General features: G+C 42.7%; 21 protein-coding genes. 11 read left to right on the top strand and 10 right to left on the bottom strand.

Features of this window, described 5'->3' with window-relative positions; translation table 11 throughout:
- Positions 1-143: 143 nt before the first annotated feature.
- On the top strand, positions 144-362 hold the full coding sequence (infA, locus tag ORQ98_RS06315; protein WP_027706826.1) for a translation initiation factor IF-1: 219 nt from the start codon (positions 144-146) through the stop codon (positions 360-362).
- A 54-nt stretch (positions 363-416) separates the two neighbouring features.
- Here infA and clpA read toward each other — a convergent pair whose 3' ends face one another.
- Together clpA and clpS are read right to left on the bottom strand one after the other, a co-directional pair.
- The gene (clpA, locus tag ORQ98_RS06310) at positions 417-2681 is read right to left on the bottom strand and encodes an ATP-dependent Clp protease ATP-binding subunit ClpA (protein WP_274687940.1); all 2265 of its coding nucleotides are present in this window, start codon (positions 2679-2681) and stop codon (positions 417-419) included.
- Positions 2682-2707: 26 nt separating this feature from the next.
- Positions 2708-3070 (bottom strand): ATP-dependent Clp protease adapter ClpS, encoded by a 363-nt coding sequence (clpS, locus tag ORQ98_RS06305; protein ID WP_274687939.1) that lies wholly within the window; start codon positions 3068-3070, stop codon positions 2708-2710.
- 233 nt (positions 3071-3303) lie between these two features.
- On the opposite strand from clpS, the gene cspD reads away from it, so the two are divergent.
- Positions 3304-3597: a cold shock domain-containing protein CspD gene (cspD, locus tag ORQ98_RS06300; RefSeq protein ID WP_163833209.1), complete on the top strand. Its 294-nt coding sequence runs from the start codon at positions 3304-3306 to the stop codon at positions 3595-3597.
- 293 nt (positions 3598-3890) lie between these two features.
- On the opposite strand, the gene icd is transcribed toward cspD, so the two are convergent.
- Positions 3891-5150, bottom strand: a complete 1260-nt coding sequence (gene icd, locus ORQ98_RS06295; protein ID WP_274687938.1) for an NADP-dependent isocitrate dehydrogenase — start codon at positions 5148-5150, stop codon at positions 3891-3893.
- Positions 5151-5536: 386 nt separating this feature from the next.
- Between icd and ORQ98_RS06290 the strand changes: the two genes are divergently transcribed.
- From ORQ98_RS06290 to ORQ98_RS06260, 7 genes are all read left to right on the top strand, one after another.
- Positions 5537-5983 (top strand): NUDIX hydrolase, encoded by a 447-nt coding sequence (locus tag ORQ98_RS06290; RefSeq protein WP_274687937.1) that lies wholly within the window; start codon positions 5537-5539, stop codon positions 5981-5983.
- 44 nt (positions 5984-6027) lie between these two features.
- Positions 6028-7125, top strand: coding sequence for a tRNA 2-thiouridine(34) synthase MnmA (gene mnmA / locus ORQ98_RS06285; protein ID WP_274687936.1), 1098 nt, complete (start codon positions 6028-6030; stop codon positions 7123-7125).
- Between the two features lie 86 nt (positions 7126-7211).
- Entirely contained in the window at positions 7212-7856 is a 645-nt protein-coding gene (hflD, locus tag ORQ98_RS06280) for a high frequency lysogenization protein HflD (RefSeq protein WP_274687935.1), read from the top strand.
- A 225-nt stretch (positions 7857-8081) separates the two neighbouring features.
- On the top strand, positions 8082-9452 hold the full coding sequence (gene purB / locus ORQ98_RS06275; RefSeq protein WP_274687934.1) for an adenylosuccinate lyase: 1371 nt from the start codon (positions 8082-8084) through the stop codon (positions 9450-9452).
- Positions 9449-10624 (top strand): cupin domain-containing protein, encoded by a 1176-nt coding sequence (locus tag ORQ98_RS06270; protein WP_274687933.1) that lies wholly within the window; start codon positions 9449-9451, stop codon positions 10622-10624. Before purB ends, ORQ98_RS06270 begins: the two co-directional genes overlap by 4 nt.
- Positions 10599-11615: a GNAT family N-acetyltransferase gene (locus tag ORQ98_RS06265; RefSeq protein ID WP_274687932.1), complete on the top strand. Its 1017-nt coding sequence runs from the start codon at positions 10599-10601 to the stop codon at positions 11613-11615. The genes ORQ98_RS06270 and ORQ98_RS06265 overlap by 26 nt, the downstream gene beginning before the upstream one ends.
- Positions 11612-12427: a secretin N-terminal domain-containing protein gene (locus ORQ98_RS06260; RefSeq protein ID WP_274687931.1), complete on the top strand. Its 816-nt coding sequence runs from the start codon at positions 11612-11614 to the stop codon at positions 12425-12427. Before ORQ98_RS06265 ends, ORQ98_RS06260 begins: the two co-directional genes overlap by 4 nt.
- Before the next feature lie 25 nt (positions 12428-12452).
- Here ORQ98_RS06260 and ORQ98_RS06255 read toward each other — a convergent pair whose 3' ends face one another.
- Complete coding sequence (locus tag ORQ98_RS06255) at positions 12453-14765, bottom strand: response regulator (protein WP_274687930.1); 2313 nt, start codon at positions 14763-14765, stop codon at positions 12453-12455.
- A 233-nt stretch (positions 14766-14998) separates the two neighbouring features.
- Here ORQ98_RS06255 and ORQ98_RS06250 point away from each other — a divergent pair, with 233 nt between their 5' ends.
- Entirely contained in the window at positions 14999-15757 is a 759-nt protein-coding gene (locus ORQ98_RS06250; RefSeq protein ID WP_274687929.1) for a substrate-binding periplasmic protein, read from the top strand.
- A gap of 103 nt (positions 15758-15860) precedes the next feature.
- On the opposite strand, the gene ORQ98_RS06245 is transcribed toward ORQ98_RS06250, so the two are convergent.
- The 3 genes from ORQ98_RS06245 to rlmKL all read right to left on the bottom strand — a co-directional run bounded on the left by ORQ98_RS06245 (position 15861) and on the right by rlmKL (position 20169).
- The gene (locus ORQ98_RS06245) at positions 15861-16571 is read right to left on the bottom strand and encodes a methyltransferase (protein WP_274687928.1); all 711 of its coding nucleotides are present in this window, start codon (positions 16569-16571) and stop codon (positions 15861-15863) included.
- Between the two features lie 46 nt (positions 16572-16617).
- Positions 16618-17679, bottom strand: coding sequence for a GTP cyclohydrolase II (gene ribA, locus ORQ98_RS06240; RefSeq protein ID WP_274687927.1), 1062 nt, complete (start codon positions 17677-17679; stop codon positions 16618-16620).
- A gap of 300 nt (positions 17680-17979) precedes the next feature.
- Positions 17980-20169, bottom strand: coding sequence for a bifunctional 23S rRNA (guanine(2069)-N(7))-methyltransferase RlmK/23S rRNA (guanine(2445)-N(2))-methyltransferase RlmL (gene rlmKL / locus ORQ98_RS06235; RefSeq protein ID WP_274687926.1), 2190 nt, complete (start codon positions 20167-20169; stop codon positions 17980-17982).
- Between the two features lie 809 nt (positions 20170-20978).
- On the opposite strand from rlmKL, the gene rmf reads away from it, so the two are divergent.
- The gene (rmf, locus tag ORQ98_RS06230; protein ID WP_274687925.1) at positions 20979-21188 is read left to right on the top strand and encodes a ribosome modulation factor; all 210 of its coding nucleotides are present in this window, start codon (positions 20979-20981) and stop codon (positions 21186-21188) included.
- Positions 21189-21307: 119 nt separating this feature from the next.
- Here the strand turns inward: rmf and ORQ98_RS06225 are convergent, their stop codons facing one another.
- The 3 genes from ORQ98_RS06225 to ORQ98_RS06215 form a co-directional block, all read right to left on the bottom strand.
- Positions 21308-22336, bottom strand: coding sequence for a quinone-dependent dihydroorotate dehydrogenase (locus ORQ98_RS06225; protein WP_274687924.1), 1029 nt, complete (start codon positions 22334-22336; stop codon positions 21308-21310).
- 175 nt (positions 22337-22511) lie between these two features.
- Positions 22512-23288, bottom strand: a complete 777-nt coding sequence (locus tag ORQ98_RS06220; protein ID WP_274687923.1) for a TerC family protein — start codon at positions 23286-23288, stop codon at positions 22512-22514.
- Positions 23289-23367: 79 nt separating this feature from the next.
- The gene (locus ORQ98_RS06215; protein ID WP_274687922.1) at positions 23368-23913 is read right to left on the bottom strand and encodes an RNA 2'-phosphotransferase; all 546 of its coding nucleotides are present in this window, start codon (positions 23911-23913) and stop codon (positions 23368-23370) included.
- Positions 23914-24351: the final 438 nt, after the last annotated feature.

Genomic DNA, 24351 nt, shown 5'->3' with positions numbered 1-24351 from the left:
TAGTTTTCAGGCAGAATGCAGCCCGTTTTACCAGAAGCTATCTTGATATAAATCAGCTAGCTTATATTGAGACTATATCAAGCTAGCTGATTTATACTGAAGTTAGCTTCTCAGCTAATCAACGCATTGAGGTGCTAAGCCGAATGGCAAAAGAAGACTCTATTGAAATGGAAGGCACTGTGATTGACACTCTGCCAAACACCATGTTTCGTGTAGAACTTGAAAATGGTCATGTAGTGACTGCCCATATCTCTGGAAAAATGCGCAAAAACTACATTCGCATTTTAACTGGCGACAAAGTGAGGGTTGAGCTGACCCCTTACGACTTAAGCAAAGGTCGTATTACTTACCGTGCCCGTTAATTCAATCTGCTAAGTCCAGATCACTGCTTCAGAGCCAGATTACGAGGGCAGCTTTTACGCTGCCTCATAATCCAATGCCAACATACCGTCCTTAACTGAGACAACAACCTTACCGCCGTTACTGGCTAGCTGCCCAAACAGAATTTCTTCTGCCAATGGTTTTTTCAGATTCTCTTGAATCACCCGCGCCATTGGCCGCGCACCCATTTGCTTGTCATAGCCTTCCTGAGCCAACCAGGCACGAGCACTCTCATCAACCTCTAGCAACACTTTCTTGTCATCAAGTTGAGTTTGTAGTTCCGTTAAGAACTTATCAACCACATGCTTGATCACATCTGGGTCTAAATTACCAAACTGGATAATAGCATCTAAGCGGTTACGAAATTCTGGCGAGAACGTCTTTTTAATCGCTTCCATTCCATCAGTTGAGTGATCTTGCTCAGTAAACCCAATGGACGCTCGACTAACCGTTTCAGCCCCAGCATTGGTTGTCATCACAATAATCACATTACGAAAATCTGCTTTACGACCGTTGTTGTCTGTTAATGTGCCATGATCCATCACTTGCAATAGTAAGTTAAATACCTCTGGATGGGCCTTTTCTATCTCATCCATTAATAAGACACAATGAGGCTGCTTGTTGATCGCCTCAGTTAATAGACCACCTTGGTCGTATCCAACATAACCGGGTGGAGCACCAATCAGCCGTGAAACGGTATGCCGCTCCATATACTCAGACATATCGAATCGAACTAGCTCAATACCCAGCACCTCAGCCAACTGACGACTGACTTCAGTCTTACCTACACCTGTAGGCCCTGCAAATAGAAAAGCCCCTACAGGACGCTCTGGTGCCTTTAAACCAGCACGAGACATTTTGATCGCAGTGGCCAACGAGGTAATGGCTTCATCCTGACCAAACACCACCATTTTCAAGTTGCGTTCGAGTTTTTCTAAAATTTCCTTATCCGAAGCGGATACATTTTTTGGTGGAATCCGAGCAATTTTGGCAACAATCGACTCAATATCTCCAACGCCAATGGTTTTCTTCCGCTTATTTTCAGGCTGCAAGCGCTGATAAGCCCCAGCCTCATCAATGACATCAATCGCTTTGTCTGGCATATGCCGATCATTAATATAGCGATCAGCTAACTCTGAAGCCGCCCGCAGTGCAGTTTCTGTGTATTTAATACAGTGGTGCTCTTCGAACTTTGGTTTTAGCCCTTTGAGGATATGGAAAGTATCCTCCACATTAGGCTCATTAATATCGACCTTTTGAAAGCGCCGTGCCAATGCCCGATCTTTTTCAAAAATACCGCGAAACTCTTGAAACGTGGTTGAGCCAATGCAGCGAAGCTCACCAGAGGTCAGTAATGGTTTCAGTAAGTTAGAGGCATCCATCACTCCACCTGATGCCGCCCCTGCACCAATAATGGTATGGATTTCATCAATAAATAAAATGGCATGGGCTTTTTTACGAAGCTCTGCCAGCAACTGCTTGAACCGCTTTTCAAAATCACCACGATACTTGGTACCTGCAAGCAAGGCACCCAAGTCTAATGAGTAAATGGTGGCATCTGATAAAATATCAGGGACTTCTTCATCAACAATACGCTTGGCAAGCCCTTCAGCAATCGCTGTTTTACCAACGCCCGCCTCACCCACTAATAATGGGTTATTTTTACGGCGACGAGTCAAAATTTGCGCTACTCGCTCCAGCTCTTGATCTCTCCCCACCAAAGGATCAATCCGACCAGCTTTAGCCTGCTCATTCAGATTAGTGGCAAAGTTCTCTAGTGGATTCGATGAAGTGCCTGTTTCTGTTGCTGCCTCATCATCTCCTTGCTCATGACCAATTTCCTCTTGGTCACTACTTGCGCCTGATACTTTGGAAATACCATGAGCAATAAAATTAACCACATCTATCCTGGCGATATTTTGTTGTTTGAGGAAGTAAACCGCTTGACTCTCTTGCTCACTAAAAATGGCGACCAATACATTGGCGCCTGTTACTTCCTTTTTTCCCGAACTTTGCACATGAAATACAGCTCGTTGCAATACCCGCTGAAACCCCAGCGTAGGCTGAGTTTCTCGATCATCTTCATTACTAGGAATTAAGGGCGTGGTTGAGTCGACGAAGTCAGTTAAGTCCCTGCGTAAGCGATCCATATCAGCACCACAAGCCTTCAACACCTTGGCTGCTGCATCGTTATCCAGCAGCGCCAACAGTAGATGCTCCACCGTCATAAACTCATGACGTTTGGCACGAGCATCCTTGAAGGCATGGTTCAAGGTCACTTCGAGGTCTTTATTCAACATATCGTTGGTACCTTAGGTTCCGCTGATTAATTAGCTTTCTCAATGTTGCACAACAGAGGGTGCTGGCTCTCTTTTGAATATTGATTCACCTGCTCTGCTTTAGTTTCAGCAACATCTTTTGTAAACACTCCACAAACCCCCTTCCCTTGTGTGTGGACTGTTAGCATGACCTGAGTAGCTTTCTCCCAGTTCATATTAAAAAACAACTGTAGTACTTCAACAACGAAGTCCATTGGGGTGTAATCATCATTGATGAGTACTACTTTGTACATAGCGGGTGGTTTTAAAGCAGGCTTTGCCGGCGCCACCACAACTTGTCCGTCCTCGTCTAGATCGCCGGTTCCATCCTCACTATCTAATGTTAGACGAAGTTCTTTTAATTTACCCATCGTTAATACTCAACCCTATTCACAAGAAAAATTATTCTATGGAATTCTTATTATGATAACTCTGTTAATCGAAATTTTGCAGCTTTGAACTACTTGACATAAGTCTTCTCTTGTTAAACACTAGTTTTAAAACCATCATTGATGGTTTTTTTCGTTTATGTTGCCTAGGGACAAGGTGACATAGTGTTGTAGGAACTACTCCAATTAGGAGTTTATCGCAGAGGGAATTAAGCATGCCAACAGGTAAAGTGAAATGGTTTAATAATGCCAAAGGGTATGGGTTTATTTTACCAGAGGACAGTGACGAAGACCTGTTTGTGCACTACTCATCGATTGAGATGGATGGTTACAAAACCTTAAAAGCAGGCCAACCCGTCAACTTTGATATCCTTCAAGGCCCGAAGGGATTGCATGCCATTAATATTGTTCCTTTACCCCAGGATGCCGGAGGCTCGATAGCAGTTTCAGAGCCAGGTGTGAAAGTATCCACTTTTAACCAGCGAGAGGAAGCAGCATTAGAAGACTAACAAAAACAAACTAACAACAATAATAATTGCTGTTTACAGCAACTAACAAAAAGGGTCTTAATACCGTTTGGAATTAAGGCCCTTTTTGGTATGAATGGGTTGCTATTTATTCAATATTAATCAACCGCTAATTCTCTACTGATTATTACCCTACAGTTAAAGTACAACAATTAACCATCAACATTTTTTAAACAATTTTGTAATGACTACCTAACCGTCTATTAATTGTTCGCTATTAATAATTTATCGTTATTAATTGACTGTCAGGCAGTTCAAACAAATAAGCGCTTTAATTAGCCCATATGCTCAATCATGGCATCACCGAACTCAGAGCACTTCAGCAACTTAGCACCATCCATCAAACGCTCAAAGTCATAAGTAACGGTTTTCGCGGAAATAGCACCTTCCATCCCTTTGATGATTAAATCAGCTGCTTCCGTCCAGCCCATATGACGTAACATCATTTCAGCAGAAAGAATCAATGAACCTGGGTTCACTTTGTCCTGACCCGCATATTTTGGTGCCGTACCATGCGTCGCTTCAAAAATAGCTACGGTATCACTTAAGTTGGCGCCCGGCGCAATGCCAATACCACCCACTTCTGCCGCTAGCGCATCAGATAAGTAGTCACCATTTAAGTTAAGCGTAGCAATCACATCATACTCGGCAGGACGCAGTAAGATTTGCTGCAGCATGGCATCAGCAATCACGTCCTTAACTACGATTTCTTTACCGGTTTTTGGATTTTTAAAGGTGCACCATGGGCCACCATCCAATAATTCAGCACCAAACTCTTGCTGTGATAACTCATAGCCCCATTCTTTAAAAGCACCTTCGGTAAACTTCATAATGTTGCCTTTGTGTACCAAAGTAACAGAGGACTTATCATTGTCGATAGCGTACTGAATCGCTTTGCGTACTAGACGCTTAGTGCCTTCTTCTGAAACGGGCTTAATACCTATACCACAGTTGGTGTCAAAGCGAATTTTGGTTACGCCCATTTCTTCTTTGAAAAATTTAATGACCTTATCCGCTTCTGGCGTACCCGCCTTCCATTCAACCCCAGCGTAAATATCTTCCGAGTTTTCACGGAAAATACACATATCGACGGTTTCTGGATTCACCAGTGGGCTTGGCACACCCGTGAACCAACGGACAGGGCGCTGACAAACATACAGGTCTAGCTCTTGGCGAAGCGCAACATTCAGTGAGCGAATACCACCACCAACCGGTGTGGTGAGAGGCCCTTTAATACCCACGGCAAATTCTTTAAACGCTTCCAAGGTTTCTTCAGGCAACCAGGTGTTTTCGTCGTATACTTGAGTAGCTTTTTCGCCTGCATAGACTTCCATCCAAGAAATCTTACGCTCACCACCATAAGCTTTCTCAACAGCAGCATCGACCACTTTGATCATGGCAGGTGATACATCAACCCCAATACCATCCCCTTCAATGTAAGGAACAATAGGATGGTTAGGTACGTTCAGGGAGTTATCAGCATTAACAGTAATTTTCTCGCCTGTCGTTGGTACCTGAATTTTTTGGTATCCCATTCTCTACTCCGTTTTTCTGGTTAGGTTAATTGTTAAGGCCTATCAACATGCTAAAACAGGATTATTGTTGTAGTTATTCTACACGTTGTCACCTACTTTTTCTGGTTAGCCCTTTACCTTTTAGTACAAGAACTAAGCATGCGTTGCCGTGGTAACAGGCGCTAATTAAAACCGGTTTATTCACGACAGTATGAACTGACCCTATTTTGTCGGGTATTATGACAGTATTTGTAGTTTTATTACATAAACCTCATTAATCCCGGTTATTTTTTACATTTATACAACAACGACTTTTCCTTGCACTTGTCGTTGATTTTTAGCCAACATTTAATAACTATTCAACTTTCTAGCTGCTGAGCATCTTCTGCCAAACTGAGACAATCGCTATGATTTGGACCCCAAGGGCCACTGTCGCCACCATTGTGGAAAAAGATCAAACCTTTTTAACCGTCAGTGAACAGGTGAAAGGTCAACTTGTATTTAACCAGCCCGCTGGTCATATCGAAGCCAATGAAAAAATTGTGGATGCTGCTATCAGGGAAACCTTTGAAGAAACCGGCTGGGAGGTAAAGCCCTGTTACCTCCTGGGTGTGTATATTTATCGCCCCTCAGCCAGCGACCTGACTTTTCACCGCTACTGCTTTATAGCTGAGCCCATGCAACACCATCCTGATCATCAGCTGGATCCTGACATTGATGCCACCCACTGGTTAAGCTTAGAGCAGCTCAACCAGTCTGATATTCACCTGCGTAGCCCACTGGTCGTACAATGTATTAAAGACTATCTTGCAGGAATACGTTATCCATTGGCAGTTATTCACGAGGATGAGTAGAATAGCTGGCTTTTTTAACATGATGTATATGGTTTGGTTTTATAATGGTTGATGATAATCACCCCACCCGCGTTGTCGTTGGTATGTCTGGTGGTGTCGACTCCTCCGTTTCAGCCCTCTTGCTAAAAGAGCAAGGCTATCAGGTTGAAGGGCTGTTTATGAAAAACTGGGAGGAGGATGATGGCACCGAGTACTGTACCGCCAAGCAAGACTTAGCTGATGCTCAAGCCGTTTGTGACAAACTGGGAATTCCCTTACACACGGCCAATTTTGCTGCTGAATATTGGGACAATGTATTTGAACATTTTTTACACGAATATCAAGCCGGGCGAACGCCAAACCCTGATATCCTTTGTAATAAAGAAATTAAGTTTAAAGCCTTCCTAGATTATGCTGTGGTCTTAGGCGCCGATTATATCGCCACAGGTCATTACGCTCGAAAACGCATCATAGAGGATAAAGCCTGCTTGTTAAGAGGGCTCGACCACAACAAAGATCAGAGCTACTTTTTACATGCCGTTGGCACTGAGCAATTTGCCAAAACCCTGTTTCCCGTTGGCGAATTAACAAAACCTGAGGTGCGAGCACTTGCTGAGCAGCATGACTTAATTACTCACAACAAAAAAGACAGTACCGGTATTTGTTTTATTGGTGAACGTCGTTTTAGTGACTTTTTAAAGCAGTACCTACCGGCTCAGCCTGGTAATATCGAAACCCCAGAGGGTGACATCATTGGTCAGCATCAAGGCTTGATGTATCACACGATTGGCCAACGCCAAGGGTTAAGAATTGGAGGCCTGAAAGGCGCCCAAGAAGCACCTTGGTATGTTGCAGCCAAAGACCTGAATCGCAATGTGCTGATTGCCGTTCAAGGGACTGATCACCCATTACTTTTTGCCCAGCGACTCACTGCACCTGTTGTCGATTGGGTCGCTGGTGAGCCACCCAGCCTGCCTGCACGACTAACGGCAAAAATTCGCTATCGCCAGCAAGATCAGGCCTGTTTGCTAGAGCAACTGCCTAATGGTGACTATCAAGTCACCTTTGATAAACCGCAGCGAGCAGTCACCCTGGGTCAATCGGTGGTGTTTTACGACGATCAAATTTGTTTAGGTGGTGGGGTAATTGCCAGCAGTAATTAACAAATCAGTACTTAAAAAACAGCTCTTAACAAGCAATACTTAACAAGTTGTACTGCTTAAGCTGTACCCCTTAAAGCACACCATGAATGTTAAAAGTACGAAGTGATATGGCCTCTCACAACTATCATAACCAACTGATTGCTTTAGCTGGCATATTCCAGGCCAGCCACTTGGTTGAGCAAATTGCAAAACAAGGTCAAGCGCCGACTGATGCACTGGATACTTCTATAAACAGTATTTTATGTACTCAACCAGAAAATGTAGAAGCGGTTTTCAATGGGGTATCTGGGTTAACGATTGGTTTTAATATTCTCAAGCAAATTCTTGAGCGGACGGGTAGCCAGCCCACTCATACCGATACCATTCGTTATGCACTGACTTTAATTCACCTGGAGCGCAAGCTGAGCAAAGCATCGGGTATGCTCCAAACCATTAGTGAACGACTGGAACAAGTACAAGACCAGGTCGCTCACTTTGGTGTTAACCATGTGAATGTCATGGCCAACCTGGCATCCCTGTATCTTGATACTATCAGTACTTTCCGACCAAGAATTCAGGTGACTGGCGATCCTCAGTACTTACAGCAGCAAACCAATGCCGATAAAATCAGGGCCACGCTGCTGGCAGGTGTGAGAGCCGCGATGCTTTGGCATCAAGTCGGTGGCCGACGTTGGCATCTACTGATTTATCGTAAAAAACTACTTTCAGCCCTTAACCAGCTTGGCTATTAACAAGCTGGTGAAATAACGACATTAATTTTTGACTCTTTTATTTCAACCTATTTTTTAAACCTATGAGGGTGCCGCAAAACGTTATGAGCGCAGCAAAAACAAGGCAAAAATCGATCAGAAAGTGGCGTTTATATAAAATAAATGAGCATTTTGAGTTGGTTTTTAACGCCTTATTTGCAAGCGCAAAAGTTATGCAATCCCTCCTATCGCTGTGGACAATCCCTTATGCAACTCTCTGCACTGACTGCAATTTCTCCCATTGATGGCCGTTATGGCAATAAAACCGAGGCATTACGCACTATTTTCAGCGAATATGGCCTGATTCGATTCCGAGTTATCGTAGAGGTGCGCTGGCTCCAGCAGCTTGCTAAACATCCTGGCATTAGTGAGGTGCCTACCCTTTCAGCAGAAGCTAACCAACTGCTGGATGCCCTTTTGAACAACTTTTCAGTTGCAGACGCCGAGCGGGTAAAAGCCATTGAAAGTACAACCAACCACGACGTTAAAGCGGTAGAGTACTTCATAAAAGAGAAACTTGCTGACCATCCTGAACTGGCCGCTATCAGCGAATTTGTTCACTTTGCTTGTACTTCAGAGGACATCAACAACCTATCCCATGGTTTAATGCTACAGGCTGGGCTGAGTGAAGTACTGATCCCACAAATGGAGCAAGTGACTACCGCAATCAAGCAGCTCGCTGTTCAGTTTGCTGATTTACCCATGTTATCTCGCACCCACGGCCAAACTGCCTCGCCTACGACCCTGGGCAAAGAAATGGCTAATGTAGTCGCCAGGCTCAATCGTCAATTGGCGCAACTCAAGCAAATCCCATTATTGGGCAAAATTAACGGTGCCGTGGGTAACTACAATGCCCATTTGTCGGCTTACCCTGATGTAGATTGGCAAGCCAACGCCCAACAGTTTGTCGAAAGCTTAGGGCTCACCTGGAATCCCTATACCACCCAAATTGAGCCTCACGACTATATCGCCGAGCTTTATGATGCGATTAGCCGTTTCAATACTATCCTGATCGACTTTGACCGTGACGTTTGGGGTTACATTTCGCTGGGCTACTTCAAGCAGAAAACCGTGGCTGGCGAAGTAGGTTCCTCTACGATGCCTCACAAGGTTAACCCGATTGACTTTGAAAACTCCGAAGGCAACCTGGGCATTGCCAATGCGATCTTTCAACATTTGTCTAGCAAACTACCGATTTCCCGCTGGCAACGAGACTTAACTGACTCAACTGTTTTGCGTAATTTGGGTGTAGGCATTGGCCACTGCGTGATTGCTTATCAAAGTAGCCTGAAAGGTATCAGCAAGCTGGAAACCAATGAGACACGGCTGGCTGAAGATCTGGACAATGCCTGGGAGGTACTAGCCGAACCCATTCAAACAGTAATGCGCCGTTATGGCATTCCTGAGCCTTATGAAAAACTGAAAGCCTTAACTCGCGGCAAAGCGATTACCCAAGCCACATTAGCTGAGTTTGTAGATACTCTTGAGCTACCTGCTGAGGTAAAAGCCCAGCTTAAACAGCTGACACCAGCCAACTATATTGGTAATGCTGTAGACCAGGCCAAGGGGATTGAATGAGTTTACTGGGCAAACTGCCAGCAGCTGCTTTCCTAAAAGACTACTGGCAAAAACAACCTCTGTTAATTAAGCAGGCGCTCCCACAGTTTGAAGTGCCCATCACTCCCGATGAGCTGGCAGGCTTGGCATTAGAGCCAGAAGTAGAATCGCGGATTATCCAAGCCCAGGTGGAGGAACAACCCTGGGCCTTACGTCGAGGTCCATTCAGCGAAGCAACTTTTGCTGAACTAGGCGATAAAGACTGGACCTTATTGGTCCAGGCAGTTGACCACTGGGTCCCTGAAGTAGCTGAGCTGCTGAAAACCGTCAGTTTCTTACCCCGCTGGCGTTTGGATGACATCATGATCAGCTTTGCTGCAACAGGGGGTAGTGTTGGCCCTCACTATGACAACTATGATGTATTTCTGCTTCAGGCAGAGGGTACCCGCGAGTGGCAGTTAGGTGGACGCTGTGACAGTGACACACCTCTACTCTGCCACCCTGACCTACAGGTGCTTGAGCAGTTTACAGCTGAACAAACCTATACTCTGGAACCGGGAGATGTACTGTATCTTCCACCTCAAGTGGCACACTATGGTATTGCTTTGACACCCGGTATGACCTTTTCCATTGGCTTTCGAGCACCCGCTTACGCCGATATGATTGGCATGTTTGCTGACTTTATCGCCAGTGAGTTAGTGCCTGAACAGCGCTACCATGACCCAGACCTTGATGTTTCCAAAGAGCCTGGAAAAATTGATGATGCTACCATCACAAGACTACGCCAACAGCTCCTTAGCATCATTGACCAACCAGATAAGTTGAGGCAGTGGTTTGGTGAGCACATGACTGAGCCTAAGTACAGCACGCCACCTGTCTTAGCAAAAGAACAGCTACAACCCACTGCCATAACAGAATTATCTAACTTGTTACAAGAAGGTTACCAAATCGTCCTTAACCTTGACGCTCGTCTGGCCTATAGTGAAACTAATCAAGAGCTCTTGGTGTTTGCGGATGGTGTGTCGGTCACCACTTCGAAAGAAGCACTGCCTATTGTCCAGCGGCTATGCGAACGTCACTCCGTTACTTGGCATCACCTGCAGTCGAAATCAGAAGCTGTGATAACGTTTCTTGCAACTCTTTGGACAATGGAAACAGTGACGATTCATGACGACACTGATGGAAGCATTTAAAGCAGTATCTCTCGAACAATGGCAGGCAGTGGCTGAAGCACTTGCTGAACCACCTCCAGCACCTGATGATGTTCAACAGCTTGATAGTGCAGTGCCTTATGTCATCGTTAAAGGGGATGACCTGTTGGTTGCATCCGTTTGGCTGCTAGCAGGTGATCCTCATCGAATTGACCATGTATGGGTTAATCCCAGCTATCGCCATCAAGGCTTAGGTCAACAGCTACTTAAGTTCGTTATTGATAAAGTGGCTGACCAAGCGATTACCCAGCTCCATTGTCAGGCGGATGGTAACTGGGTCAGCTGGTTTGAAGCTGTAGGATTTCAGCGGCTCAGTCAGTTAGATTCAGACACTTGGCAACTCTGTTGGCAACAAGGACAATGGCCCCCCATGCCCTATATGCCACCCTCCCATGCCGAGCCGTTTACTATTCTAAAAGCCCCAGACAAGCCTGATTATGAACCTCGAGCCAGCAAAACTGGAACTAACGGCTGCCCTTTCATCCTGGGTGAGCACAATGAACCGGTTCACGTGACTGGCCATGACGCCATTATCAACCACTTGGTTAGTTTAATTAACCAAGCTGATGAGCACATACGGGTTTTCTCACCTGACTTGGATATCAGCGTGTTTGGCCATTCCACAGTGGTTGCCAGTTTGTCTGCATTTGCACGGCGCAATCCAGTGAGTCGAGTGGATATACTGGTGGCAGATACTCAACCGCTAGTACACCAGTTTCATCCGCTTTTTGCCTTACAGCAGCGTATACCTAGCCTGGTAGCAGTGCACCTAGTCCACCCTCATTATCCACTGGATAGCTTGGGCACGGTGTTAGTAGACCGGTTAGGCTGGCTAGAAGTCATGGACCGGGATCGTTATGAAGCCGTGGCGAACTTTAATGACCCTGGCTATGTCAAACAACACAATGAATTATTTCGTTCAGCCTGGGAAAAAAGCACCATTCCACAGGACTTCAGGAATTTAGCCATATGACAGCAATTTCTCGTTTGTCTCCGTTAATGGGGATCATGGCATTTTGTCAGCTTGCTTGGGGAGAATCCTTACATACTTACACCCTTGAACCCCGCTACCAACCGGCTGAAAACTTGGTTGAAACGTTAAGACCATTAGTCGCAGCGAATGGTACAGTGACTACGTTCAACAATGTCCTGATCATTAAAACGACTGCAACTAACTATCAAGAACTTACCCAGTTAATTAATCAGCTGGATAAACCTATCAAGCAGCTATTAATCAGTGTACGCGATAACAGTCGTCAAACGAATACTGACCGAGGTTTTGACACTCAAGCACGGATTAAAATTGGCGATACCACCATCAGTAACACCTACCCTGTACCTGATAAAAACCGCGTTATTATTCGTCATGGCACATTAGCCAATCAAAATAATGGGATAAAACAGGTCAGAGCAGTGGAAGGACAGCCTGCTTTTATTCAGGTAGGCCAACAAATCCCCGTTAAAGAACATACTCGTTATGGCAACTACCACCAAAGCAGTACTTATTATAAAAATGTCACTGCTGGGTTTTATGTGACTGTGCGGGTCAGTGGCAACCAAGCCCACATCCAATTAAACAGCCACAATAATCGAGTGAATCCGCAACAGCAGCGAACCATAGACATACAAGAAACCAATACAGCGTTTACGGCACCACTAGGTCAGTGGGTCAATTTTGGCGGCATTACCAATAACAGCCAGACCAATAATAAAGAATTATTAAGTCGCCATTACTCTACTGCAAACCAACAGGCGCAATACTCTATTAAAATTGATACGCTTTAATCACTAGTGGTAGGTGTAAAAACGGCTAGTTGAGTTCAGTGAGCTGAGTAGTTTTTGCTTTATATTTTTGTAGTACGGCTGTTAACTGTTTAATAGTCACTGGCTTGCTAATAAATTCGTCCATGCCTGCCGCCAAGCACTTTTGTTGCTCGTCATTTACTGCATTAGCGGTGAGAGCAATAATCGGTGTTGGTTTATCATCGTCCAAACCAGTCTCTAATTGACGTATGATCTTAGTCGCCTCAAAACCATCCATCACTGGCATTTGGCAATCCATCAAAATAACATCAAATTTATCATGCTGCCACGCTTCCACTGCAGCCTTACCATTTTCAACTAAGACCACCTGACAACCCAATTTGCTTAACATGGTTTTAGCCACTTTCTGATTAACCGGATTATCCTCCACCAATAATACATGCAACTGAATATTACTTGATAATGCCTGAGACTCAGGTTTATGAGACTCACGAATTGAATATTTAGTTAATACTTCACTGTTATCCTTAGTTGCCAATGCAGCTTGCAACAGGCTTTGTAAGTTTTGTTTACGACATGGCCGAGTAATAAAAGCATTAATCCCCACTTTTTTACAAAACTCCATATCATGATGAGAAGGCTCCGCCGTGGTCATCATTAATTTAATTTGACTGAGTTCAGGTGTTTCTCGAATGGAACGAGCAATATCATACCCATTCATAAAAGGTAATATTTTATCTACAATCACGAGCTCAAATGGATCATTATCTGCTAAGGCCGCTTGCAATGTTGGCAATACATCAACTGACTGATTGATGCAAAATACTCTCATTCCCCAGCTATTCAGTTGTTGCTCAGATACTTTTAAATTAAAGTCATGATCATCCACTACCATCACTCGAACACCACGTAACGACTTTTCTGATCCGAGCAATACTGGCATTTGGCTGTAAGCTTGAACGCCAAAAGGTATTTCAAAGTAAAAGCAACTGCCTTTATTTAACTGGCTCTCAACCTTTAATTCTCCCCCCATTAGTTTGACTAAGTTGCTGGATATCGACAGCCCTAAACCAGTCCCACCATATAAGCGCGTAGTTGAGTTATCAGCCTGACAAAACTTCTCAAATATCAGTGTTTGTTTTTCTTTACTAATACCCACTCCGGTGTCCTGTACTGAAAACTTAATCCAAGCCTGCCCTTCGCTTTCCCTGGTTTTACGAATATCCAACATAACGTTACCATACCGGGTAAACTTAATTGCATTATTTATCAAGTTCGTGACTACTTGACGGACACGCCCCGGATCGTTGATTAATCGTTTAGGCACATTGTCATCAATGTAACTAAATAACTCCAAGCCTTTTTCTAATGCTTTGCCATGCAACAAATCAATAATATCTTCCATTAAGTCAGTTAAACTAAATTCAATATGCTCAATATCCAGTTTCCCTGCTTCTATTTTAGAAAAGTCCAAAATATCATTAATAATATTTAATAAGGCATGAGATGAAGAATAAATTGTTTTAACATAATCTTTTTGCTCCACATCCAGCTGAGTACCTTGTAACAAAGAAGTCATACCAATAACACCATTCATTGGCGTTCTAATTTCATGACTCATATTGGCAACAAACTCGCTCTTGCGGCGATTAGCCAATTCAGCTTCATTTTTTGCTTGTAATGTTTCTTGATAAGATTGATGCAAACTACTATTCATTTTATTAAAGGAGTTAACTAAGTAATTTAACTCGTCGTCTTTCGTTTTATAGCGCTGTAGCTTGAGCACCTCTCCACCTAAGCTCGTTAACTCGGCTGTTGCCATCATATCTGCCATACTGCGCAAGTGCCTACCCACCAACAAGTAAACTATTAATAAAATTAAGCCAGATACAATAAACGTTTTTATCGCCTGACTTGATAATACAAACAGCGCTTTGTCAAACAAACGCTGATAAACCGCTTCTAAACTGACAACCACCTTTAATTCGCCAAGTGATAAGGTTTCACCTTCATATTGATAAAGCAGTGGCCATTGCTTGTTCATAGAATATCGGGTTGCTGAGTGACCCAGTTCAATTTTTGAGTTATCACCATGCACCACAGCAACGTACTTAACATCTGGCAGTCGTTTAATCCCTTCTGCCTGGACTGTTGCCTGAGCAAGATCCTCCACCCACAAACTGGCTGTAATAGCAGGCAACAAGCTTTTTTCTATTTGCACTACTCTTTCATTGATGGCAGAAACATCATTACGATAATCAATATAAAGCGTTAAAAGTGTAATAAACAATGTCAACAGAGAACTCGCCAGCAATATCCAAAAGATCAGCTGGCGACCTAAGCCCTGTTTAAATTTCAAATTCCCTGCTTCCATTGATAAAGGGAGTTCCTTAGCTTTTGCTGATTTACAAGCCGTTCAATATATTGGTGTTATCACTGATACTTCATATACTAGTGTAGCTGTATCCGAATCAATAAGTCATGTTGAGCTATGGTTAATTTAATATAGATATACACTACTGGGCTTATAGTACCAACGATGCCTGTGCTATCTTTATTTTTAATGGATGAACATTTTCAGAGAAGAACAATATGAAAATAAAACTACTGTTTTTTTTCGTAGTATTACATTATGTTAGTCATGCGTGGGCAGGGGAAGTAAATTACGTTGTTATCAAAAGTCAGGCACAGCCTTTCCAAATAGAGAACGATGGCAAACAACATTCAGGTATTGTTACAGATATTGTAAAAGAAGTTTTCAAGAACAGCGAATATCAACTTACTACCCGCACTTTTCCATTTAAACGAATGATTTCAATCATGGAGGAAAAGAAGTATAAAAACTGGGTAACATTCGGCTCTCCCGCTTGGCCTGGTATTCAAAATGAAAATCTATCTGCAGTGCCTATTTATAGTGTAAAAAATATTATGCTCATTAAAAAGCCTGGATTTAACTACACAAGCACATCCGACCTCTTTGGTAAAACCGTTATTTTAATGGATGGCTTTGACTACCCTGGACTAGAAGAACTGATCAAGCAAGGTAAAGTAAAGGAAATTAGAGTAAAAGATCACAGCTCAGCCTTCAAAATACTAGATCGTCCTGTCATGACAAAGTTCACCGGCTTTATTGAGCTTAAAGTTAGGGTTTTATATAACTTACGTAAGACTATGCGGAATACAGATGATTACCAAATGGTTGATGTCAGTAGTATTGCTAATAACTACGATATTCACCTAGCATACTCAAACCAAATTGACAAAAATATTCAACTCTTTATTAATGACAGATTAAAAACAATTAAAAATAATGGCAGATTATCTGACATAGTCAGTAAATACAATAAATAAAACAAGAACAAAAGATAGAAAATAACAAAAAATAATCACTACTGTTTAGCATAAGCAGCATCGAATACAAAGTAGTACTTATTTTTCCGCTCATAACGAACAACTATAAACAGAGTTCAGCTTTACATAGATGAAATTCAATAGAATATTCTTTTAACTCCTCATAAGCTTTTGCAATGATATTTGTTTTCAGCCCAGCATTTTTAATAATTTCCACCAAAGCCACTTCATCCCCTATAACAGGGGAAAACCCATAAAGTAAATAGCCACCAGGCTTCAAATATTTAACCCCTTCAGTAAAAAAGCGTTGCACTGCCGCATACCCCATATCAAATACCGATCTCTCAAGAGTTGATAAATCAGCATCTACTTTACCAAAAGGAATATTCCAATAAATAATATCAAATTTTTCATTATCGTTTATGTCGGAAAAAACATCAGAATAAAAGCAGCTCACTCGATCATTTAGCTGATGCTTATTAATATTTAAGATAGTATTTTTTATTGCATCTTCATTAATATCTACAGCCACCACACTCATAGCACCCTTTAATGCAAGCATGACTGCAGTTACGCCAGTACCACATCCTACCTCCAATATGCGATTACCCGTTACATCTGGCATATTCTCTACAAAAAATGCTGTATCACGAAAATACGATGGGGGAAATACATTAGGTAGTACATCAAACTTTTCACCTAATATTTCTATCTCATATTGTTTTTTGTTTTCATGTTGACTTCGCTCTAACAGTGTAATAACACCTTTGAGATAAGCATTTTTTATAGGGTCTTCTGACCATACTCGCTGCATATTTTCTCCTTAACATATTCTTTTTTCCATATCACCATCAAAAAATCTAAGACAAGCTAAAACCATCTTCTTTTGAAAGAATATGTCGTAGTTTACTAGATTTAGTTGCTAAATAATTATCATTGTATATGTTATGTCCTTCCTGCAAAGGAACACGCTCTACTACATTAATACCTGCAATACACAATGCTTGCACTTTTCTAGGGTTATTTGTCATCAGTTTTACTTGATCAATTTCTAAATAGTGCAACATCCCTTCACAAAAGTGGTATTCTCTCATATCTGCTGCAAAACCTAATCGCTCATTAGCTTCTACTGTATCAGCTCCCTTATCTTGAAGATGATAGGCACGTATTTTATTAAGCAACCCTATTCCTCTCCCCTCCTGTCGTAAATACAGTAACGCACCACTTCCATGAGAGACTATCGTTTCCAATGCTTTCTGCAATTGAAAACCACAATCACAGCGCAGACTATATAAAGCATCCCCCGTCAAACATTCTGAATGTAGACGGATTAAGACGGGTTTAGTTACATCCAGTTCTCCATAAGTAAGCGCCAGGTGTTCTGTATTATTATCGGGCTGGACAAAACCATGCATAGTAAACACTCCAAACTGGGTAGGCAGTTGTGCAGCATCTACATAGCGAATCATTTTATAGGGGTGCTTGTTTTTCAGCTCATCACGAAGCGCCATTAACAGCTGCCCTAATCGATTTTGGCCACTTCCATCGCCCCCATCTCCCCAGTAGGCATCAGAGTAACAATGCTCAACTATTGGCTGTGTTTCAGTTGCCACTAACCAATGCGCCAATGGGTGATGCTGATGAAACTTACAGCGCAAACCTCGCATCATTACAGCTTCTTTTATACTGTTCCAGTCAGGTCGTACTTGTTTGCTGTATTCACGACTGATTTTAAAGGCTTGCTCAGGTGTTGTTGCATGATGTACCCGGGCAATAATATCTGCAGCTAAAAACTTACTGGCTTGATAATAATGCTCTACAGTGGGCCAGGTAGTTCCATCGATAACAATAGAATGCAATGAAAAATTAGAAAAAAATCCATAACGCTCATTAGGTTCATAAAACTGTATAGCATCAGCCATAGTAGGTCTCACTTTAAATGCTGTCCCTTACTTTTAGTTTAGCAACCTACTTACAAAATATTGATAAAATGGCATAACAAAATTATGTTTAAAAATAACAGTCACGTAATAAAAGCGCTATTATTACGTAATATTTAAGTGCGCAATAATCACGTCGTTCTATCTAAAGTTATATTTAGGGCACCTCTAACCATCCCTGGTAGTTATTCCATGCTTTTAAACTCCATAGATAGAGTTAACATTCAGTTTTTACCACAAAGCGCATAAGCCATAAATCCATATATGCACTATGCTTTTATCCTAGTACCTAATCTCCCAACAGCGATGAATTTTCGCATTACGCTGAAAATCAGGATCGATAGTTATTGAGGTAATTTCTTTAACCTTATATTTTTCTAATAAGCTTTCATCTATTTTAAATTTACGGAAATTATTGGAGAAATACAGTACACCTTCTCTAGTCAAAATCCCCATTGCTTGCTTAATTAATTCACCATGATCTCGCTGTACATCAAAATCTTGATTAAGTTTTTTAGAGTTAGAGAACGTAGGAGGGTCAATAAAAATCAAATCATAGCGCTGAGTTTGCTCTTTTAACCAAGCCAGACTATCCGCCTCTATTAATTGATGACGCTGCTGAGAAAAGCCATTTAATCTAAAGTTTTTATCAGCCCAATTTAAATAGGTTTTCGACAAGTCAACACTGGTGGTCTTTACGGCACCGCCTTTTGCTGCATGAACAGAGGCTGAAGCTGTATAACAAAATAGGTTTAAAAAGCGTTTACCTTTTGCTTGCTGTTGAATTATGTGCCTAATCGGCCGATGATCTAAAAATAAGCCTGTATCCAGGTAATCCTGTAAATTAACAAGCAGCTGACAGCCATGCTCTTCAACCTGCATAAACTCACCACGACTGTCGTGTTTTTGATACTGCTTTTTACCTTGCTGCTGCTCTCGTCGTTTGACAATGACTTGTTTTTCTGGAACATCCAATACCACAGGCAATGCACTGATAACATCGTTTAAACGCGCAGCCGCTTTTGTTGGGTCAATTGACTTAGGTGGCGCATATTCCTGAACATGCACCCAATCATTATAACAATCAATTGCCACGGCATATTCTGGCATATCCGCATCATATAAACGGTAGCAGTGAATATTATGTTGATTGCGCCATTTTTTTAATTGTTTTAGATTTTTTCTAAGCCGATTGGCAAACATTTCAGCACCTTTCGATAACCGAATCTGTGTTGCTTGTTCTAATGGCTTACCACCTGACACAGGTTTGGTAGCATTAGCCGCTGCAGAGCTTTCTCCAGGAATGGCAAATAAATAAAGGGCGCACTCTAATGCCCCATTATACAACTTATAGTGCTTATGAGAGCGTAACCGGGTGCGTCTGGCCAGGTCTGCGCTACTGGTTAAAAAAGCTGCCTGCCAACCAGAAAAGCACTGCTGCATTTTTTCACCTAAATGTTGATAAAGATAAACCAGGCTAGCTTCATTACCGAGCCGTTCACCATAGGGTGGGTTTGTTATCATTAAACCAGTGGGCATATGTTCAGTAGCGCTAGGGGTTAGCTGCGCTAAATCCACCTGTTTAATCTTAACAATACCGGCTAAGCCAGCTCGTTCAACATTAGCCTGTGCCTTAGTAAGCACTTTGTAGCCAGGCTCAAAACCACAGATGACCGGAAACTGCTGGCTCATTCCTTGCTCACGACGCTGTTTAGCCTCTGCCACCAGCTTATTCCAAATAGCAGGGATATGGCCTAGCCAACCTTGAAAACCAAAGTAGTGTCTCAGCAAGCCAGGAGCAATATCTGCCGCCATTAATCCCGCTTCAATTAATAGAGTGCCAGCACCACACATTGGGTCTACCAAACTGGCAGATTGTTGCGCCGCTAAACCAGGCCAACCAGCGCGAATCAACATGGCAGCAGCCAGGTTTTCTTTTAATGGCGCCATCCCAGCTTCACGCCGATAGCCACGCTCATGCAAGCTAATCCCAGCCAAATCAATAGCAACGGTTACTTGGTCATGCTTTAATCGTACAGATACCCGGACCGCTGGTTGCTCTTTAGCAATATTAGGACGTTTCCCAAACTTACTTCTAAACTGATCAACGATTGCATCTTTTACTGTCAGCGCCCCAAAGCGGCTATTACGAATAGCACCAGATGTACCAATAAAATCAATCAGGAAGTCACTATCAACATCAATATGATCCACCCAGTCAATCGTTTGAACTTGTTGATACAGTATTTCCTTTGACTGTGCAGGTAACTCAGCAAGTTTGAGCAGCACGCGGTTTGCTAGCCGTGACCATAGACAGACGCGGTAGGCAACCTCCATCGTGCCAGTAAAATTCACTGCTGCGACTGTTTGCTTGACATCACTGGCACCTAGCCGACTAAGCTCTTCAGCTAATAGCTGTTCTAGCCCTTTTGGGCAGGTGGCAGTCAATTGAAATTGGGTGGGGTTGGTCATTACCGCATTGCTCATTCGCTTCAAGAGCAGCGCATTCTAACGTACTTAACGGGGTAGTCCAGTATTATAGTCTACGCCGCCCCATGAGGGTGTCGCGACAGGGTACTGGAGAATAAATTGAAGTAACAGGGTATTCTTCCACCGTTCTACAAGACCATCCATGGCCTTTAGCACTTTTGCTGTTCCCAACAGCCGTTCCAGAACACCCTATCACTCTATATTTCCCAGCTTTTGTGGTCATCTCATAGGATAGAGGTAAGCCACGATAGGAAAAAGGTCGCTAACATCTGGTAAGCAATCGCTCGAACGGGAAATAATATCCCTTACTTAACACAACAGTTACTCAACAATAAAGCCAATACACTATAAAGAATAATCATAACTTACCATTCGGCACTTTTTTCACTTGTACTGGTCCATACTAAAACATAGATTATGAGGGTAGCATTTTGGCAGCTCAGAAGCCGCCGTTACAATCAGCTACCATTGCTATAAGCCACAAGGAACAAGGGATAGAGGAGTGTTGTATAAAAACGAATATGTCTATTCTTAATCAATTCTTAACACAAGTTACGCAATACGCTATTCATATCATAACGCCTCACCAAATTAAGAGTGAATTGAGGGGGGTATACACAGTTACCTCTAAACACTTTCAGGGTGAAGCGGGTGTAAAACACTGTCCTTCGTAGGACATTACTCACTTGTGGCACAGTTAAGCTGCTACAAGTACAACCAAGGTAAAACCAAAACCTCAAGAGAAGTTTCTGGAAAGAGTCCAGTTTATAACCAGTGAGGCTATTCACACTATGAGAAGACACAAAAGAAGCAAAGCTGAAAGAGCATTTCAAAAGGGTTATCAAGTTGGAATTTCAGGCCGTTCACGGGATGTCTGCCCCCACGGTCAAGATGCAGTAAAGCAGTCGTGGTTAAATGGCTGGCGAGAGGGGTGGTCCGATCAGTGGGACGGTTACACCGGCGTCTCTGGTGTACATAAAATATACTCTAAGCATTACTGACTTTCATGATTCACACTGGCCCGCTTAAGCGGGCCGTTTTATTTCTGGCTTCTGGCTATTTTAAAAGTTCTATCCAAGCAAACAAGTGGTCAAACTTGAGGTGAAAGATGCTCTTTATGTTAGCTGCCACTCTTTGCTGACCTCACCCCTTCTACCGCATCACGGATCAATTGTGGCCCTTGATAAATAAAACCACTATAAACCTGTACTAATGCTGCGCCCGCTTCAATTTTAGCTGCAGCACTAGCAGCATCATGAACCCCCCCCACACCAATAATGGGAATTTTTCCATTAAGTGCTTGAGCAAGCTGCTTAATCACTTCGGTGGACTGTTCCGCCAGCGGCTTACCACTTAAGCCACCCTGCTCATTGCCATGGTGCAAGTGACTGACCTGCTTTTTATCAATGGTCGTATTGGTTGCTATGACACCATCAATCTGGTGGGCTAAAAATACCTCTGCCACTTGGCTGATTTCTTCAGCGGTCATATCAGGCGCTATCTTTACCACTAAAGGCACTTGCTTCTGATGCTGACTGGCTAACTTTGCCTGCGCCTCTTTTAAGCTGGCTAATAACGCTGCCAGTGCATCACCATACTGCAAGTTTCTCAAGCCAGGTGTATTAGGTGAGGAAATATTGACTGTTACATAATCAGCATAGGGATAAACTTTATTCAAGCAAATCAGATAATCATCTACCGCCTTTTCTACCGGTGTATCTAGGTTTTTACCAATATTAATCCCTAGAATACCGGAGTAACGGCTGCACTTTACTTTCTCAACCAGATGATCAACCCCTTTATTATTAAACCCCATTCGATTAATAATGGCTTCTGCTGCTGGTAACCGGAATAATCGTGGTTTTGGGTTGCCAGGCTGAGGCCGAGGAGTAACAGTACCTACCTCAATAAACCCAAAACCTAAAACACCCAGCCCTGCTAGATAATCAGCATTCTTATCCAGCCCAGCTGCCAACCCTACAGGGTTAGGAAAACGAAGCCCCATCACTTCAACAGGTTGCTCTGGTATGGGTTTAATAAAACGCTGAGTTAACCCCAACCGCTCCCCAGCACCAATCATATCCAACCCTAATTCATGGGAAGTCTCGGCAGAAAACTTAAACAGCAGTTGACGCACAAGCTGATACATAATACCCCTTAATTAAAAAATGCTGATTAACGGCGAGTGCTGCCTCCACTATTTATAGAGATCGCTTGTTTAGTGATCTCTATAAATACAAAAAGGCAGTGCTGTATTATAACCTTGGCAGGCTAATCAGCACCACTTATACCCTTCTTGAAGGATTTTTAGGGAAGTTTAATTATTAACTACCCTTCACTTGTTGATCGGCAGCCTGCTCTTTTTCAATTAAGGTACGGTGTAAATGAACTGGGTCTTTGGATTTTCCTCGAGCTTTTAGGTTGAGCAGCTCCACTATCACGGAAAATGCCATGGCAAAGTAAATGTAGCCTTTAGGAATGTGCATATCCAAGCCTTCACCAACCAGCGCAGTGCCGATTAGTACAAGAAAGCTTAATGCCAGCATTTTTATTGTGGGGTTTCTATCCACATAATCACTGATTGCTCTGGCAGCCAGCATCATAACCAACACCGAAATAACAATTGCCAGCACCATCACTGGTACATGTTTAGCCAACCCAACAGCAGTGATCACTGAGTCTAAGGAAAAAACAATATCAATAATGGCAATTTGCACCAGGATTGCAGTGAAACTAGCAGCGGCCTTATGCTGACCATGCTCTCCTTCACCTTCCAAGGAGTTATGAATTTCCAGGGTACTTTTACCAATTAAAAATAATCCACCACCGAGCAAAATAAGATCGCGTCCGGAAATATCCTGACCAAAGGCGTTAAACAAGTTGTCTGTTAATCCCATTACCCAAGACAGCGATAAAAGCAGGCCAATTCGCATAAACATAGCCAGGCCCAACCCAATAATACGGGCTTTATGTCGCTGCTCTTCAGGCAAGCGTCCAACCAGAATTGAAATAAATATAATGTTGTCTATACCAAGCACTATCTCTAATGCTGTTAGGGTAGCCAATGCCACCCAAGCTTCTGGCTGCGCAATCCACTCCATAATAGTCAAATCTCGTTAGTTAAAAATAGGGGTCAATACTACACAAGGCGGCTGCTTACTGCTAACTTCCACGGCGTTGTTAAATATCCCAATGAATATATTTAGCGGGAACCTGGTCTGTTAGCCAGATACTATCAATGGCTTGATAAAACTTATAACCTGCTGCTGCCATGCTTTTTGCGTCAACAGCCAGGATATGAGGCACCCCATGACGCGTGCCAACCTCATGAGCAGATGCAGTATCTTCTGATAAGTGCACATGCTGCCGCCTCATCGACTTGACCCCTTCTTGACGAATAGCTTTAATAAATCGGGTTGCTGTACCATGATACAGTACATCAGGAGGTGTAAGCGCAGGCAATGACAGTTCAACAGGTATTGAATGGCCACGATTAGCACGAATTTTCTTTCCACACTCACTTAGGCTAAAACGTTTCTTATCATTGGTCTTAACAATGAATAGAAGCTTTTCTTTATCAAGAGGAATTTTTTTCTGCTGAGCAGCCTCTAACAACTCACTTACCTCAACCCAGCCATGTGGATCTAAACTTAACCCCACTTCATCTGGCCGATGTCTGAGCACATAACTTAACCATTTACTGCAATGAATATCAGACTTTGACATATTAACTACTTACTTTGGGCTTTCTCTGTACATCAAATACGACAGTTTGTGTGATAAAGCAGGAAAAACGAAATCCTGCTAAGACACTACACCTTAATTATACTAGGGGCTGCTAATGTTTGCCCGAAGCTCGTTGTTGTGACTTAAAAAAACTAACTCACCCCGCCAACAACTTCACCCTCTTTATCACTCCCTCTTCCCACAGCTTTTATTACATTCTCAATATTTGTCCCTCAATCAGGTTGTCACAAAAAGCGAGCAGATATCGGGTGACCGTCTTCAATAGTAGTTGCAAGAATGGTGAAAATGAACTATTACATGTGAAACATCTTAGAGGATCACCTGTCAAAGTAATTACATGTGATATAACATAGACTTCCTCCTACCTTACAGGTAAACTTTAGCTTATTACATGTAACAAATAACATGTATAACACT

It is taken from the genome of Spartinivicinus poritis (assembly GCF_028858535.1).
GTDB classification, from domain to species: Bacteria; Pseudomonadota; Gammaproteobacteria; order Pseudomonadales; family Zooshikellaceae; genus Spartinivicinus; species Spartinivicinus poritis.
The sequence above is the reverse complement of the archived record's forward strand: the minus strand, read 5'-3'. Positions and strand labels throughout refer to the sequence as shown.